Genomic DNA, 16593 nt, shown 5'->3' with positions numbered 1-16593 from the left:
TAAAGCTTGCCCGATAAGCGAAGCGAAGGGACACAGGGTTTCCCACAACGAAGGATTTTTATGATACTAAATTCTAGTTGGATGGCACTGCCTTAAGCCCTGAACTAAAGGATACTGTTGGTTAATTAAATAGGGGGTCAAACCCCTCACCCAACCCCTGCCCGCCCCTCAGGGTTCCCCTTATAGATCCCCCTTCCGTCCCCCTTTAGATCCCCCTCCCGTCCCCCTTAAAAAGGGGGAAGCCATAGGATGCTTCGCTTTTTTTGCACGGGGGAGACCCAAGGATGGGGGAGCGTTTGTTGCACGGGGGAAGCCAGAGGATGCGGGAGCTAGGTTTTTCAACTTTGCCAACCGGATCATTTATTTCCTGGCGATACAAGTCAGCCATATTCCTATAGGAGTCAGCGAAATTCAGCTTAAGTGAAACAGCGCCGACTTTGGAGTAATCTTATGGTTCAGTCAATAATAATCTGGTTTCATGAATACCAGCCAACCCCCCCGGACGAGAGCGCAACGGATTGACTATATCATCAAACAGCGTCAACCGCTAGCTCAGGAAATACAACGGGTAGAAAGCCATCTCGCTCAGCTTTCTTGTGCCCTGCGCGAATTAGAACTGTATCGCCAACGGCTGGAGGTATCTTTTGGTGAGAGTGAAATGCAAGAGAAATTAAATACCGTTCATCTATCTTATCTGCTCCAACAGCTTCAAATTGAATCAGAGAATCTGAATAATCTGCAAAAACGCTTCTCTCGTCCTACCTTAAATATTGGTGTTGTCGGATTGATGGGACAGGGGAAAAGTACGTTACTTAAAACCTTGAGTGGACTCACCGATAATGAAATTCCAGCACTAGAAGGAGGCGCTTGCACGGCGGTTCGCAGTACAATTGAAAATTGGCAAGGGGAATCCTTCCCTAACAAAGCTTCAGAGGAAACAGGGATTCAAGTTAATGGGGTTAGCTCTAGTTTATATGGTATTCAAGACCAAATGGTTTTACCTAAACCCAAAACCTCTGTTCAAGTCGAAGTTACGCTGCATTCTGAATCATCATTTTTAAACGAAGTCATTTATCCCTATTATGACGAACTCGGTTTGGCGGAGAAACCCCCTAGTTTAGATGAGTTTGCCAATCAGATATTTCCCGAACAAGAACTAGGAGGGGCAAGTGATGAAGAGATGTACAAACGCCTGTGCTATGATTATCATCGAAATCTCAGTCAGTATCGATCGTTGATTCGGTCAGGGAATCCGCGATCGCTAAAAATTAAGGCTGAGGAAATTACCGATTATGTGACGCAAAAACGCGATGGTACTCAGCAGAATAACTTAACCACATTCAAACACCTAGCGGTGAAAGAGGTTAAGATAGTTTGTCCGTTTAAAAATCCTGATGTTGGCAAAATTGCGCTAGTTGATGTTCCGGGTTTAGGCGACTCCAAGTTAGGCGATGAAACGCTGATGCTAGAAACTTTGGGCAATGAAGTTGATGTGGTTTTATTTATCAAACGACCTGATCCTCAGCGTTATCAATGGCAACACCTCGATACTCAACTGTATGATAAAGCGGCGCAAGCTCTCAATGATCTAGAAAAACGGTCATTTATGATTTTAAATTATAGTCGGAGAACGGAGAATCTGAGAGCTTGTCAACGTCTTCAGCAAAACATTGATACTATTCAGGTGGTACAAACAGAAATTGCTGATTGCTCTGATTCAGAAGACGCCAACCGAGTATTTAATCAGGTTTTGGATTATCTAACGGTTAATATTCAAAACTTAGATAGGCGATACGCGAGTCGTTGTCAAAGTAACCTGCAACAACTGCATGAGCAGATTAATCGTGAACTTGAAAAATCGACTCAAGCGTTGGGTTATTATTCGGGAGAATCTCGCCAATTTAGGCGATTATTCGAGCAACTGTCTCAGGAACTTATCCAGGGACTTTTAGAACTGAGAAATCAACTAAAAGAGCAATGTGAAACGATTGATCCAGATTTTCAGGTGGCGGTGCAATCGGCATTGAAAAACTGTCAAACGGATAAAGGGATTCCAGAGACGGATCAGGAGATTATCAGCCGGAGTTGTGAGTTTGAGTTTAAGGAATCCTATCAAGCTATCTACCGAGTTTACATTCGGGAACTCCGAATTCATTTATCTCGGCATTTTTTACAAGTCGATAAGGGATTGAGGTTGTCGATTGATAAAGTTAAATCGTTGGTTACTGATGTTTTGGTGAATCAAGGCAGGTTGGGTGAATTAACCTCAACCAGAGGGGCGGAGTTTCTCAAAGATATGGCAGATTTACTGGCACAACGGGGAAACCAACTGCAGTTAGGGTTTAGAACGCTTTGGGAGTTCGAGTTTTCCTATGGGAGTGTCCTTTTACATTTAATTCGCAAACAATTGGATGAGATACTGCAATCGGATATTGATTTAAGTATTGCGGAAGTTATCGGTATTTTACCTGATCCGTCTAATGCTTCAGATGTGCTAATAAATTTGGAAAAGTTGCATGAGCAATCGGTTGCGGCTTGTCAGGAGACGTTAAATAGTTGGCTGACGGCGCCGAGTCAAGCTCGTTATTATATGGTGCAGGAATTTATTGATTTAGTGATTTATGCTAGAGATATGAAGCGGGAGTGGGAAATTTTTCTGAGTGATGAGGATATTCGCGCAAAGGTTTGGGTAGAATTTAAGGAGTTAGAAACACGGAAGCAAGATCAACAGATGTGGCGTCAGGCGGTGGCAAAGGTGGCGAGGATGAATCAGGCGTCAGCGATGGTGTTTTTAAGGTAGTAAATAACCCATTGTGTTTGGGAGATTTGGGCGATTGAAATCGCTGCTACACAAACAAAGTACGCCTGCGCGGACTGAATTATAAAGGGGTAGATAACCAGAATTTGATATCAATTGTAGAGGCAGGTTTAGCTACACAGGCAAGAACTAAAGCCCTGAACTAAATTACTCTAAGAGAAGCCGCTCCGCGTCTACGGGCTAAAAGCTAAAATCCGTTAAAACGGGTTCAATTTATCCAGTAAGTTTTAGCTTACTTTAGCTTCCAGCCGGAAATTTATTTCCTGGCTATACAAGAGTCAGTGACAGTCATCAGCAGTAAATTGTAGGGGTGGGTTTAGGGAAAATTGTAGGGGTGGGTTTAGGGAAAATTGTAGGGGCGGGTTTAGGGAAAATTGTAGGGGCGGGTTTAGGGAAAATTGTAGGGGCGGGTTTAGGGAAAATTGTAGGGGCGGGTTTAGGGACTAAATTCAGCTCCCCACCGATAAATGAACAACAAAACCCGCCCTTATTCCTAACGTTGGGTTGACGTATAACATCGTTACCAGAATATTAATCTCCCCGCCTGTGTTGATTTAGCGGAATTAGAAGTGGCTGATGGTAATTTTGACCGCTTAATAAAAGTCCGCCTACGCGGACTTTGTTTGTGTAGCTGCGAATTATATTCGCCAAGCTTTAATGGTGCAAGGTGTTTACTATTGGTGGGTTACGGCGGATATCCCATTAAATGGTTATTTCCTTGATTTAATTCCGCCTAACCCACCCTACTCTATCCCCCCTAGCCCCCCTTTGAAAGGGGGGAATAAACCCCCCTCTTCCAAGCGTGGGAGAGGGGTTGGGGGTGAGGGCTGATTACTCAATTCGCTGTTACCTTCCATTACATTTTTCGCTCCATCTGAGCAAAATGTTCCAACAGCAATCGGTGAATAAAAATATACCCGCCTCCTACCTTCTGTAAAAAAATCTGCTGCGTCGCATAATCCAGAAATCGTGCATAATTCCAGGGAATACAACCACTACAATAAAGCACTAACCGTAACGTAAAATGCTGAATGCAAGCAATTCCCGCAGGCGAAAACAACCCAAACAGCAATCCAATCACCGCACCAAATAAAATCGGTAGTCCCACGATTTGCGCCAAACCTACCATAGCAACTACCCCAATTAAAGCAAAAATTAAGGTGTTTTGTGCCGATTGCCATATTCCTTGATTGGGAACTGTACTTGTCTCAATTCCACCTCCCGTTAATCCACGCAATAAGACGAAAATTAATCCCGTTCCGACCCCACTCAATCCATAGGTTATCCCCTCAATTATTGCCCCCTGACTCGGCGCAATCAGCCAGAAAATGAGTCCACTGCTGAAGCCAAATATTAATCCTACCGTTAACCCAATTCGCAATCCCGGTAATATATTCCGTTTCGCTTTTACCCATGACCATTTCAAAGTTTCCACGGGTTCAATCTGATTCATGACCAAAGCTACAATTAACCCCGCCATCAACCCGCCACCTAGTCCCATAATTAATCCTGCCAATAGAGTAATTTCCCGCCAAAACATAAGCTCGACATTCAGCCCCCCACCTAACCCCATAATTAATCCACCGATTAAACCAACTCCTAGAGAATACAGCCATTTTTGCGCTTTAGTGTCTAACCAACTCGGCTGCAATCGCTCAATTAAAAATACGGTTTCTGAGGCTTGATGCATTCGCTTTGCCAGCCAAATCAACCAGTTAATTACCTGATCTTTGCTATACTTCCCTTGACCCCGTTTACGCTTAAACATCCGCTGAATGTAACTGTCAAATAAGTGCTTCCGCCACTCGTCTAAACCACTCATTTGCGGTAACTCGTCCAGAGATATTCCCTGATAAGCCAGGGTGATAATACTTAACATTAAAGGTGATTGTGCCAAGTCTTGTAATGTGGTATCCGATCGCAGAACTTGGCGCACTGCTGTAAGTTGCGTCCCAGCGCTGTTCAGGTAGCGATCAATTTGGGCTAAAGTAAGCGGTTGTAGACAAATCGCGGCTTGTAAGTTCAGGCGGTGCTGTAAGGCTTGATAATCCCGAATCCGACTACAAACCACGAGTTCAGTTGTGCCATGTTCGCTACTAAATTGATTGATGGCGGTGACACAAGCCTCTCTTAATGTAATACTTACTTCGTCTAAACCATCTAGTAATAGTAACAATTCTCCGGAATCAATCCAGGTTTTACCAATATCTTTAGACACTTGATATTTCGTATAAAGTTCATTAACTAACCAGTCAGCAATGGTTTGTTTCCCTCCTGTCCAAGAGGATAGATTGAAGACCACAGGAATCGGGTGATTACTATTGGTTTCTGCCTGATCCAATACATCGCGAGTTAATTCTAAAAGAGTCGTGGTTTTACCGCTTCCCGGTTCCCCTAAAATCAGGAGCGATCGCCCCTCGCCCATCGCCAGAAACTTGTCACTGACTCTGATTCCCGGTAATAGGGTTTGCTGGAACTCCCCGGAACCTTCCCAAACCAATTCCCAAGGGCGTTCGACTAAATCCAGGCGTTCTTCTAATCCCAGTTCAATTAAGACGCGACCATGCAACGAGGTTTCTAATACTCCTTTGATCCAATAGTTTCTCACTTTATTGAGTAAAATGTGGCGAAATTGAACATCCTGGCGAGTTTGTTTACTTTTGGGTTTGGAGGGAGAACTTGAGCGTGGATATACCCTATTTCCAGAGGATACGGGTTGAATTAAATAACTCGGTACGGGTTCGGTAATATTTTTCAACGATAAGTTCCCTAAAAATGTGGTAGGTAACTGTAAATGATTTTTTACCAAATCATAAACGAGCTGAGAAATACAAATCCCTCCCGGTTGTGCCTTTCCTTCTAAACGAGCAGCAATATTCACCCCATTGCCCATGACATCGCCTTCACTGACAAAGACATCGCCTAAGTGAATGCCAATTCGATGTAAAATGATGTCATTCTCTGATAAAGTTTGGGCGGCTTGAGCCAGGGATTGCTGAATTTCAATGGCACAATTCACCGCCAAAACCGCGCTGGGAAAATACATCAATAAGCCATCCCCCGTAGACTTAATCGTCTGTCCAGAAAACTGCTGACATAATCGCCGCATTAACTCTAAATCCCGGTGAATTAAATCCAGGGTATGTTCTTCATCCGCCGACATCTTGGCACTAAATCCCACACCATCAGTAAACGCGATCGCAGCTAGGGTGCGCTGAGTCTGAAGCTGAGACGGTAAGCTGTTTAGAGTCCTCACAGGACGGGGTAAAGTATTGCTAGGTAAGGGGATTGTCGCACTAGAAGGCAAGGATGCGATCGCGTCTAACACCTCCCTCACAGTTTCATAGCGATCGCGGATATCCTGACACACCATTTTCTCTAAAATGTCATGAAAACGTGAGGCTTTTGCTACCTGATCTCGCCAAATTATTTCACCCGTTTTCGGATTCGCTGACAAATGATGGGGTAATACCCCCGTTAAGGCTTGAATCCCCAGCATTCCTACCGCATGAATATCACTACTGAAGCGCGGTTTTCCCGCACATTGTTCTGGGGGCATATAACCGGGTGTACCAATAGCAATCGTCACCAATCCCGGGGAACCTGTCGCCGTACTCACCTGTTTAACCGTACCAAAGTCAATTAAAATAATCTTACCATCCGCTGCCCGTCGAATTATATTAGAGGGTTTAATATCACGATGAATAACTTGGTGTTGATGAACAAAGTTTAAGATCTCTAAGATATCCCAGACTAAACTGATAACCTGCATCTCATCAAATCGGCGTCTCGCCGATAATTCGTGCCGTAAATCATCCCCTTCGATATGTTCTTGAACTAAATAAAATTGCTGATTATCTTCAAAATGAGCCAAAAGCTGAGGAATTTGGTCATGATTCCCCAATTGATACAAAACCCGTGCCTCGGTATCAAACAGGCGGCGAGACGCCTCTAACACAGATGGATTTGCCACCTGTGGCTTAAGTTGCTTGACCACACAATGGGGGTGTCCAGGTAAATCGCGATCGCGTGCCAGGTACGTTTCCCCAAACCCCCCACGTCCCAACGGTTGGATAATTTCATAACGCCCACGTAGTCGTGTCCCAATCATAAGATTTGTGTAGACTCTCAGCAGGTTTTATTGACCGCACAAGTGATATAATTTTGCCATAGACTTTCCAAAAATCACTTTCCGTCTCAATCGTAACGCCAACAAAATTTTATGTTCCCCTCCGCTGCCATCTTCCACGCAGCATCTAAAAAAAATGAACATCCAATTTCTGGGTTTTTCAGTCAACGGCTTCACTGCTACGGGGGCGACTGTAGGGGTTTGGTTACCAAACTCCTACGGTTTGGGTGCATTTGCCGTAAAATTACGTAATATTTATTACATGTAGGGGCGGGTTTCACTATTATCTTTTCTGACTTCACAACAGATACCACCAAACCCGCCCCGACTATGACGGAATGGCTGTATTCATCTTTGTTTCCTGTTCCCCGTTCCCTATCTAATCACAAATGACAAATGACGAAGGACGAATAACAAACCCAACCAATCTCTGGACATCGGCTGACCATGCGCTATCTTATTTAGAGCGATCTGATCATCTCCCCCATCGCACTGAAGGTGAAGCCGTCGTCTTGGAAGAGGTTCCTAAAACAGTCAAACGTATCCTTGATTTAGGCACTGGAAACGGGCGTCTGCTGGCACTTCTGAAAATTGACCGCCCCCAAGTCGAAAGTATCGCGATCGATTTTTCGCCCACAATGCTTGACGCTGCTAAACAGCGGTTTGCTGGGGATGAGACAGTAAAAATCAAGGAACATAATTTAGATCATCCCTTGCCAGAGTTAGGTACATTTGACGCGATCGTTTCTAGCTTTGCCATTCATCACCTAACTCATGAACGCAAGCGTTCCCTCTATGCTGAAATCTTCAACTTACTGGAACCCGGTGGTATTTTTTGTAACTTAGAACACGTTGCTTCTCCCACGCCAGAACTCCATGAACATTTCCGCGCTTGCATGGGGATTGCTGACAAACCCGATGATCCCTCGAATAAATTATTAGATGTAGAAACTCAACTGAAATGGCTACGGGAAATCGGTTATACTGATGTCGATTGTTACTGGAAATGGCTAGAACTGGCGCTTTTGATTGGCAAAAAAAGCATACAATAGAAACGCGAAAATAAAGTTGTGTGTAGGGGTGGGTTTTACCGATAACCTTTAGTTGTTATCTGATAACTTGACTAAACCCGCCCCTACCGAATGTTCTAGACTTAGGATGCTACGTCTGGAACACCACCATCTCCCCTATCTCCCCTATCAACGGTGAAAAGTCACAAGCATTTACTGGTTCCACACTTCATCAATAGGCGGTGGTTCAGGGGGTAGGGGACGCGATGAAAGGGGCTTTTCGTTCGTTTCTGAGGACTGATTTAAGGTGTGCATCGGATTGTTACCCCGGATAGTTCCCACCCAATTATTTTGATTCTGGGGTGTCAAGGTGGATAAGGCATTGCCTCTATCCAGCAAATAACTCAGATGATGTAACCCTTCACACAATCGGTGTAAATGGGCGCAACGATACTCCGCCGCTTGCCAATCTCCAGCTTCTAGGGCTTCAGCGTATCCGCGCTGTAAAGCTCTAATGAGTCTGAGTTGGGTTTCAATGATGGGATAGTTTAGAGTCATTCCTTTAGCTTATGTTCACAATTTTACCTGGTACATACCCCCTGATGCGAGCTAATCGCTTTGGACTAGGTTTTTATACTGAACGCGGTTCTTACTCTTGAGGAAATACACGAATTTATCCCTCATCTCCTATCTCTCATCCTTTTCCCATGAGCGGGGTGTACTTCATCGGCTTGAGAACCACTATATTCTGACTCAATAATAACCCAACAACTATTGGTCATATCAATGATTTGATTAAACTTATTTTATGGATAAAACATGGTAATTTTATGAGTCTCACCTGTTGCAGGGGAGACGAATACTGTAGGCGAACTCTGGGGATATTACAAATAAGGGAGATCAAGTTCTGAAGGCTTGGGCTTAACTTAGGTGTATTTCATCGTTCATGACTTTATAGGTTATAGCCGGATAATTTTTATCAATTTATCCAAAAATTTAAAAATATCTGATCTATTCTTTGCTCAGAGTGATTTAATGCGGCATAATCAAGCAAGTGGGATGGCAAATCTACCATCTTTATTAATCTTAAATTGAATTTCTGATCTCGAATGCAGCGAGTTGTTTTTTGTGACTTCGACGGTACGATTACGGCAGTAGAAACCTTTGCCGGGATGTTAAAGGATTTTGCCCCTGAGTTATCTGCCGAAGTGATGCCCCAACTCTATACCAGACGGCTAACACTACGGGAAGGTGTGCGCCGCATCCTGGAATCAATTCCGTCTTCGCGATATCCGGATATCCTCACCTATACCCAATCTAAACCGATTCGCCCAGGTTTGGTAGAATTACTTGATTTTCTAGACGATCGCGGCGTACCCTTTGTAGTTGTTTCTGGGGGATTGCGCGGTATGGTGGAGACGGTGCTGGATCGACAGAAGCGGGGAGGAAAGTCGCTACTAGAACGGGTGGCAGGGGTGTATGCTGTAGATGTGGATACGAGTGGTGATTACCTTCAGCCATTGTCCGAGTTTGAGGGGGATAGGGAACTGGTTGCCAAAGTTCAGGTGATGGCAAAATACCCCGCACAAGAACAGATTGCGATCGGGGATTCGGTGACGGATTTTAATATGGCATTGCACGCCTCTGTCGTCTTCGCCCGCGATCGCCTCAAGCAATATCTCGATGAACGTCAAAAGCCCTACCTACCCTGGAATGACTTTTTTGATGTGCGTCAACAGCTATCTCAGCTTTGGGGAAAAACCTAAAGAATAGTAGGGCTGTAGGGGCGGGTTTTACCGATAACATTTTGGCAATGTCCCGAAACTTGACTAAACCCGCCCTTCTCAGGAAATAGGGGGAGAGAAGATTAAGTTGCAAAATGTAAAGTTTTATCCCTGGAGCCTTCTGGGATAGAGTTCTAGCCAAGGGTTAATAGCTCAGGTTTAAATATCATCGCCAGACCAAAGAACAGCATGAATAGTCCGCCCACCAGTTTCAGCACTCTCCCTTGGTTTTCAGTGAGTCGAGTGGACTTAAACGAATAGATGAAGTTGCCTAAAATCGCCAACAGCGGAATAATGTAAATCACGGCATACAAACCTGTCCACGAGAGATGACACAAGCCAATCGTATCCGAGCAATACTGTAGCAGTGTTGTCATGTAAACAGCAGGCAGAATCGCTGTACAGCCAAGTTCGACAATATTGACAAAGACGGCTAATAAAACAGTCCCGGCTAATGCCGCGAGAAACATTTTGCGATCGCCTTTAGCATTTCTCAGATTTCTGACGATCTTTCCCGCTCGTTTATGTATCGTTGACTGTTGTTTTTCTGACAGGGATAGGGAGATAGATTTTTTGAACCAAAAATAATCCTTGATATTGATCAAACCCGCCCCGGTAATCAGAATTCCCAGAATCAGCAGAAATTGAGTTCCATAGTTTTCCAGAAAGACTGAACCTGCCAAGACCATCAGCATGATAAAGATAAAATACATCACCGCTGACGTGATAATAAAAGTTGTCCCCACCAAAGTCATATCCTTGCGACTGTGGGTATAGGTGAGTAACGACAGCAGAATCACTAAAACTGTGAACGCACAAGGATTAAATCCATCGGCAAGGGCAATAGTAGAGACAAATAGGGGGAAAGGAAGCCCTTGGGCAAAGGTTTTAATTACAGCATCAGGCGTGAGGGCAAGAAACACAAATAGACTGACGATAGTTGTTGCCAGTAACCCGCCAATCCAATAACGTTTACCTTGTCCTTTCTCAAGTTTGTCTTTCAAAAACGGATAACTACATAGATACCAGAACGGGATTAAAAAGACCCGCCACGGGGGGCTAGTCTGTTGCTGAGTCGTTTGATCAGTTGTGGGTAAATTGAGTGGAGATCCGACTTCTGTTTCTATCGCCGCAATAATTTGGTTTTTGTAGCCGATATAAGCTTGATGAACTGGATTGTATTCCAAAGGTCCTTCGGCTTCACTATAGCCAATGAACATTTTTTCCCCAATCACCGTCCTGGGAACAGCGCCAGACGAGATTCCCCGGGCTTTTCGGAATTCCTGCCATTCCCTGGGATTGTCGTTGACCTCAATGGACGTAACGTCAACATTTTTATTCTGTTGATCAATATAGGTCATTAAGGGTTTTTGCTTCAGGCAATGGGGGCAGGTTTTGCTTTGAAAGAAATAGACATCCACGACATCATCGCCAGCTTGGGCAACGGGCTGAAGAGAAGTCACGAATATCAGACCAACCATGATGATAAAGGACAGGAGCACTCGGCGGTAAGATTTAACTATCATTTTTTAGCGTCCTTTTTACATGAAGAGAAATTTAGGAGACGATACTTCTACTGTAAATCCATTACCCAGAGAAGATCTGCCCTTAGAAAAAAGACGTAATAGTTCTATCGGGGTAGGGTGTGAATGACGTTTTATCAGACTCAGCAGATTTCACCTTTGGGAAGGGTGAGACATTCTCCCTTCGTCTCAATCCTGAGTTTTCCTGGTATTTCTTCAGATAGATCAACCAGAGTGGTATATCTTTTGCCCAAGTCAAGTGTGTTATTTATACAACCTGCCCCCAAAAGCGCTCAACACCCCTAAATGTCTATTAATCAGACACCTGCGATACCAACGGTTTCAATAAATCTGCTTAATTGTAAAGCATTGTAAAGTTTAAATTTTGCCAAAATATACCGAAAGAATGTCGTTAATGGTGTAAGGTTTTTGCCAAAATACTGTATATCTAAGAAAAGTTAATTTTTGACTAAATTTGAAACGGAGGCATCACAATGGTTTACAAGCAGAATGAACTCGTGCAAATCACCAAAGGCTCTTTAAAAGGTCACAGGGGAAAAATCGCTGCTTCCTGCCAGGAGGGAATCTACTTTATTCAAGGAAACTGGAATAGTCACGAAACAGGAACATCCAATTTGTATGGACCTCTGTTAGTTGACGAAATTATGCCAGTAGCTAACTATTGATCCCTAACTGACGCCACTAGCAGTACATGAGAGACGAATTGGTCATAGTTTCTTGATTACCTCGATTAATCTAAACATTGTCAGACCCCTCGATTTCTACAAATCGCTAAAAAGGTGCAACCTGATTCAGGTTGTACCTTTGTCATCGGTTGAGAATCTTTACTGTTCCTCGTTCCCTATTTCCTTGTGCCTTTCTTGGGTCATTTTTGAGGACGAAACTGTTGCTCGACAATCTGTACTAGAGTTTTTCTGGGCAAGAGTCGCGACAGATTAACCAGCAAATGATTCTGCCACCGCCCTGTAACTACTGTACAATCATCAGCGTCTAGAGCCTTGAGAATTTCCTGCACCACTACCTCTGGGGAATCGGTTTTTTGCTGCTTTAAACTCTCAGGAGCAGATTGGTCAAAATTAGCCGCTGCGAAAAAACTTGTTTCCGTAGGTCCAGGACAAGCCGCCAGAATTTTAACACCTGTGTGCTGATTTTCTGCCCAAAGCGCCTCACTGAAACTGATAATAAAGGCTTTAGTCGATGAATAGATGGACAGATAAGGGAGCGGTTGAAACCCAGAAATTGAAGAGACGTTAATGATACTTCCAGAACCTCGTTGTTGCATCTGGGGGAGGAAGTGATGAGTCAAGTCTACCAACGCCAGGATATTAAGCTGAATCATTTTTAGCTGCTTCTGTCGGGAACTCTGACTAAAGACGCCATAGTCGCCAAACCCAGCATTATTAATCAGTAAATCGATGGTAATATTTTTCTGGTTGATCCTTTCAAAGACTTTCGAGGCAGCATCAGGTTCGGTAAGATCTTGGGGAATCACTTCTACTTGAATCCCATAAGTGGCTTGTAAGTCTTGGGCGAGTTGCTGTAGTTTGTCTTGGGAACGAGCGACAAGAACTAAATCTGTTTGGCGTTTAGCGAGTTCCTGAGCAAAGCTAGCACCCAGTCCTGCCGACGCTCCAGTAATTAAAGCAGTGGACATTATCCTCTATTGTTTCTAGAGATGTTTGGGTTTGAATTCTTAACTTAATTATTAGTTTAACGCATAAAAATTAAATTGAGAGTCAAGGGATAAACTCAGAAAAAAAGAAGATCTGACAACGGATTGTGGTTGATTTGAAAAATAGCCGCTATAATTGATAACTGAAAAAAATGCCCAATTTGATTTAGATTTAAAATGCCCCGATTGAACAAAAAATTTTCAGTTTTGATCGTAGTATTGCTGACGGTTATATTTACTGTAGCCTGGGGAATTAACCGTCCAGTTACTGGAGACGATCAAACAGAGATTCTTTGGGATACATGGGGCGTACCGCATATTTACGGGAATAATATAGAGAATCTATTCCAAGGGTTTGGCTGGGCGCAAGCGGCGAGTCATGGCAACCTGATTCTACAGTTATACGGACAGGCACGGGGTAAGGCTGCCGAGTATTGGGGTCAAGACTATTTGGACTCTGATAAGTATGTCCGAACCATGGGCATTCCCGCCAGGGCGCAGGAATGGTACGAGGCGCAAGATCCAACGATGCGGCGTTATCTGGATAGCTTTGCGGCGGGAATTAATCGTTATGCCTCCGAACATGATGAGGAAATTGACGATGATGTTAAGGTGGTGTTGCCCGTGGATGGGGTGGATGTGTTGGCACATTTGCAACGGGTGACTCATTTTAACTTTGTGGTGAATCCCCAGCGCTGGGAATCGTTGAAATCGGGAGAGTCTCAAGCCGGTTCTAATGGATGGGCGATCGCACCGTCTCATTCGGCGAGTGGGAATGCTATGCTACTGGCGAATCCCCACTTACCCTGGTCGAATTTTTACCTGTGGTACGAAGCCCAGTTAACCGCCCCGGGAATTGATGCTTATGGGGCGGCGTTGGTGGGAATGCCTATGTTCTCGATCGCGTTTAATGATCACTTGGGTTGGACAGCGACAGTCAATACCCATCGGGGTTGGACGGCTTATCAACTCACTTTGGCTGATGGAGGATATGAGTTTGATGGGCAAGTTCGTCCCTTTGAAAGTGAAACCCAAACCCTGAAGGTGAAGCAGGAAAATGGGACAATAAAGGAAGAGGAACTGGTGATTCGGCGGTCGATTCATGGTGCTGTGGTTACGCAACAAGAAGGGAATGCGATCGCGTTGCGGGTGGTGGGGTTAGATCAACCTCAGTTAATGGCGCAGTTGTGGGATATGGTGCGATCAAGTAATCGCCAAGAGTTTGAGACAGCCGTCGCCCGTTTACAACTGCCCATGTTTACTATCCTCTATGCTGACCGAGACGGGCATATTTTGCATATCTTTAATGGTCAAGTGCCAGTGCGTTCTCAGGGAGATTGGCACTATTGGCAGGGTGTGGTTCCCGGCGATACCTCCGAAACCTTATGGACAAGGTATCATCCATATTCAGATTTACCTCGTATTCTTGACCCAGAAACGGGTTGGTTACAAAATGCTAATGATCCACCCTGGACAACCACATTTCCCCAAGTGATTAACCCCGATGATTATCCGCCCTATATGGCACCCCAATCGATGAGTTTTCGCGCCCAGGGATCAGCGAAGATGCTGATGGGGGAAAGTCCAATTAGTTTTGAGGAGATGATTGCTAAAAAATTCTCCTCGCGTCTAGAATTGGCAGATCGGATATTAGATGACTTAATTGCTGCAACACGACAGTCGGGGGATGAATTAGCCCATGAAGCAGCGAATGTCTTAGCCAACTGGGATCGACAGGCAAATGCAGACAGTCGGGGGACGGTTTTGTTTGCTACTTGGGTACAGTTAATGCCGAATAATAATCAGTTTGCGACGAGTTGGAACCCTCAATCGCCTCTGACTACTCCAGATAGTTTGGCAGATCCGGTGGCGGCGGTGAAGACTTTAGCAGAAGCCGCCGCTAGGGTTAAGTCGGATTATGGCAGGTTAGATGTCCCTTGGGGTGAGAGGGCGCGATTGAAGTATGGAGACCTGGATTTACCCGGAAGTGGAGCTTCTGGGCAGTTAGGCAGTTTCCAGGTGATTGATTTCGCACCAATGGATGAGACAAAGTTGCGATCAGTGGCTGGGGATAGTTATATTGCCGCGATCGAATTTTCTGATCCGGTTAAAGCAAGGGTACTCACGGTTTATGGCAATGCCACACAACCGGGTTCTGGGCATATTGGGGATCAGTTACCCTTGTATGCGGGGAAGGAATTGCGACCGGTTTGGCGGACTCGTCAGGAAATCGAGGCAAATGTGCGATCGCGGACAGTGTTTTAGCGCAGTAATTTAAGCAATTCCACTTCTAATTCTGGCAATGCTAACGGGATAATTATACCTTTTGCAGCTACTTGAGTATTAAGCCTAATCACACCATCAATTTATTGCTATTGTCTTCGACTTATGGGTGGAGCGACATCAAACCTACTCAAGAGGTTCAAATTTTGGCAAACCCAGAGCAGGTTAGTGGTGATCCAGAGTTACCCGGTTTCAGGTTGCTGATGGCAAAGATTTGGTGATTTGGGTTAAGTCTTGTCACCTTCTGGTTTTTCCAGTAATAAATCAATATCTCCAAACATCCCGGTTATATAAGATTCCAGAACTTCTCTTCCTTGAGAATTGGGACAAATTTTGATTGCTTCTAAGGCTTGTTCCCGTTCTTTTAGAGCAGCCCATATCAAGAAGCTTTTTGTGTCAATGTGGTCTAATATTTCTTTTATTCTTTCTGCATGGATAGCAACTTTATTGTCTGTCAATAGGGATAATAGCTCATCTCGTTCTGGGTGCTGGGATTGCAAACCATACAGTAAAGGAAGAGTAATTTTTCCTTGCTTTAAGTCCGTAATTCCATCAGGTTGCCATATTGATTCCATGTCGTTAAAGATTTGGATAGCCAATCCAACATGATGACCGAAAACGTGGCAAGCTTCAATCAGCTGCTGGTTTTCCGTACCAAGCATTGCTCCCGACGCACAGGCGGCTGAGTATGCTGTAGCCGTTTTCAATTCTATAGTTCGCCAATAGTCTTCAATACTATTCGATAACCCGATTAAATCACGTTCTTGACCTACAGTTATATAGAAAAAGGCATCGATAAAGAGTTGATTAACTTTATGAAATATTTGGGGAGAAAAGGAAGCCTTACTCAGTATTTCAAAGGATAGAATATGAATAGCTGAGGCATAGTTCCAGGCTCTAGCCTCTCCAACCAGTTCCCATAGTTGTCCCGGACGATCCTTATCTTCCAAGTCGTCAAATATCCGCAGACTTACTTCTGCGGCAAGCAGTGCTGCGGAAACAGGTACAGCTTCTCTAGCTGTCCCATTAACGGCATGACAACTAACTAACGGTAAGATAGCTACAGACAGCAGTGGTGGTGGTTTAGCGAAGATTGTATCAAAAATTGACCTCAACTGTGGCCAACAACTCGGAATTGCATCTTCAAGCACCTGACGAACTTCTGGATAAAGTGACGTTAGCCAATCCATATTGTTGAACGAGTGTTATGGATTACCTTAATGTCGGCAGAAGGCTCCCGTTATAACCGAGGGGGATTTATCGAGGCGAAGCCGAGTACCCCCAATGGTTTAGCGGTGAGATGAATGCCGACCAACTAACAACCCTCGCGACAGCGAATCGATATAATTCTAC

Annotated in this window: 11 protein-coding genes and 1 pseudogene; 7 read left to right on the top strand and 5 right to left on the bottom strand. The window is 44.4% G+C overall.

The window, feature by feature from the left end; translation table 11 throughout:
- Window positions 1-478: 478 nt before the first annotated feature.
- Both RLO19_RS17405 and RLO19_RS17400 read left to right on the top strand, forming a co-directional pair.
- Complete coding sequence (locus tag RLO19_RS17405; RefSeq protein ID WP_446358378.1) at window positions 479-2800, top strand: dynamin family protein; 2322 nt, start codon at window positions 479-481, stop codon at window positions 2798-2800.
- 328 nt (window positions 2801-3128) lie between these two features.
- A complete protein-coding gene (locus RLO19_RS17400; protein WP_446358376.1) occupies window positions 3129-3326 on the top strand; it encodes a glycine zipper family protein in 198 nt (65 codons plus the stop codon).
- 348 nt (window positions 3327-3674) lie between these two features.
- On the opposite strand, the gene RLO19_RS17395 is transcribed toward RLO19_RS17400, so the two are convergent.
- Window positions 3675-6929, bottom strand: a complete 3255-nt coding sequence (locus RLO19_RS17395; protein WP_446358374.1) for a protein kinase domain-containing protein — start codon at window positions 6927-6929, stop codon at window positions 3675-3677.
- Between the two features lie 407 nt (window positions 6930-7336).
- On the opposite strand from RLO19_RS17395, the gene RLO19_RS17390 reads away from it, so the two are divergent.
- Window positions 7337-7999, top strand: coding sequence for a class I SAM-dependent methyltransferase (locus RLO19_RS17390; RefSeq protein WP_446358372.1), 663 nt, complete (start codon window positions 7337-7339; stop codon window positions 7997-7999).
- Between the two features lie 171 nt (window positions 8000-8170).
- Here RLO19_RS17390 and RLO19_RS17385 read toward each other — a convergent pair whose 3' ends face one another.
- Window positions 8171-8515 carry a hypothetical protein gene (locus RLO19_RS17385; RefSeq protein ID WP_446337145.1) on the bottom strand — a complete coding sequence of 115 codons (345 nt, stop codon included), beginning with the start codon at window positions 8513-8515 and terminating at the stop codon, window positions 8171-8173.
- Between the two features lie 551 nt (window positions 8516-9066).
- Between RLO19_RS17385 and RLO19_RS17380 the strand changes: the two genes are divergently transcribed.
- Complete coding sequence (locus tag RLO19_RS17380) at window positions 9067-9723, top strand: HAD-IB family phosphatase (protein WP_446358371.1); 657 nt, start codon at window positions 9067-9069, stop codon at window positions 9721-9723.
- Between the two features lie 152 nt (window positions 9724-9875).
- On the opposite strand, the gene RLO19_RS17375 is transcribed toward RLO19_RS17380, so the two are convergent.
- On the bottom strand, window positions 9876-11204 hold the full coding sequence (locus RLO19_RS17375; protein ID WP_446358370.1) for a glutaredoxin family protein: 1329 nt from the start codon (window positions 11202-11204) through the stop codon (window positions 9876-9878).
- A 554-nt stretch (window positions 11205-11758) separates the two neighbouring features.
- Here RLO19_RS17375 and RLO19_RS17370 point away from each other — a divergent pair.
- Window positions 11759-11950: a hypothetical protein gene (locus RLO19_RS17370; protein ID WP_446358368.1), complete on the top strand. Its 192-nt coding sequence runs from the start codon at window positions 11759-11761 to the stop codon at window positions 11948-11950.
- A gap of 200 nt (window positions 11951-12150) precedes the next feature.
- Here RLO19_RS17370 and RLO19_RS17365 read toward each other — a convergent pair whose 3' ends face one another.
- Window positions 12151-12939 carry an SDR family NAD(P)-dependent oxidoreductase gene (locus tag RLO19_RS17365; RefSeq protein WP_446358367.1) on the bottom strand — a complete coding sequence of 263 codons (789 nt, stop codon included), beginning with the start codon at window positions 12937-12939 and terminating at the stop codon, window positions 12151-12153.
- Window positions 12940-13134: 195 nt separating this feature from the next.
- Between RLO19_RS17365 and RLO19_RS17360 the strand changes: the two genes are divergently transcribed.
- Both RLO19_RS17360 and RLO19_RS17355 read left to right on the top strand, forming a co-directional pair.
- Complete coding sequence (locus tag RLO19_RS17360; protein ID WP_446358365.1) at window positions 13135-15222, top strand: acylase; 2088 nt, start codon at window positions 13135-13137, stop codon at window positions 15220-15222.
- 152 nt (window positions 15223-15374) lie between these two features.
- Window positions 15375-15461, top strand: a pseudogene (locus RLO19_RS17355) (Uma2 family endonuclease); the annotation flags it as partial.
- Window positions 15462-15467: 6 nt separating this feature from the next.
- Here RLO19_RS17355 and RLO19_RS17350 read toward each other — a convergent pair.
- Entirely contained in the window at window positions 15468-16430 is a 963-nt protein-coding gene (locus tag RLO19_RS17350) for a polyprenyl synthetase family protein (RefSeq protein WP_446358363.1), read from the bottom strand.
- Between the last annotated feature and the right edge of the window lie 163 nt (window positions 16431-16593).

The sequence above is a fragment of the Coleofasciculus sp. G2-EDA-02 genome (genome assembly GCF_040226375.1).
In the GTDB taxonomy this organism is placed as follows: domain Bacteria; phylum Cyanobacteriota; class Cyanobacteriia; order Cyanobacteriales; family Coleofasciculaceae; genus Coleofasciculus.
Note: the sequence above shows the minus strand (reverse complement) of the source record. Positions and strands in the feature narration are given on the sequence as shown.

What these genes read in the sequence shown, in the direction of transcription:
- RLO19_RS17405 (WP_446358378.1), top strand. Translation starts at nt 479, where the DNA reads ATGAATACCAGCCAACCCCCCCGGACGAGAGCGCAACGGATTGACTAT.
- RLO19_RS17385 (WP_446337145.1), bottom strand. Translation starts at nt 8,515, where the DNA reads ATGACTCTAAACTATCCCATCATTGAAACCCAACTCAGACTCATTAGA.
- RLO19_RS17380 (WP_446358371.1), top strand. Translation starts at nt 9,067, where the DNA reads ATGCAGCGAGTTGTTTTTTGTGACTTCGACGGTACGATTACGGCAGTA.
- RLO19_RS17370 (WP_446358368.1), top strand. Translation starts at nt 11,759, where the DNA reads ATGGTTTACAAGCAGAATGAACTCGTGCAAATCACCAAAGGCTCTTTA.
- RLO19_RS17365 (WP_446358367.1), bottom strand. Translation starts at nt 12,939, where the DNA reads ATGTCCACTGCTTTAATTACTGGAGCGTCGGCAGGACTGGGTGCTAGC.
- RLO19_RS17395 (WP_446358374.1), bottom strand. Translation starts at nt 6,929, where the DNA reads ATGATTGGGACACGACTACGTGGGCGTTATGAAATTATCCAACCGTTG.
- RLO19_RS17390 (WP_446358372.1), top strand. Translation starts at nt 7,337, where the DNA reads ATGACAAATGACGAAGGACGAATAACAAACCCAACCAATCTCTGGACA.
- RLO19_RS17350 (WP_446358363.1), bottom strand. Translation starts at nt 16,430, where the DNA reads ATGGATTGGCTAACGTCACTTTATCCAGAAGTTCGTCAGGTGCTTGAA.
- RLO19_RS17360 (WP_446358365.1), top strand. Translation starts at nt 13,135, where the DNA reads ATGCCCCGATTGAACAAAAAATTTTCAGTTTTGATCGTAGTATTGCTG.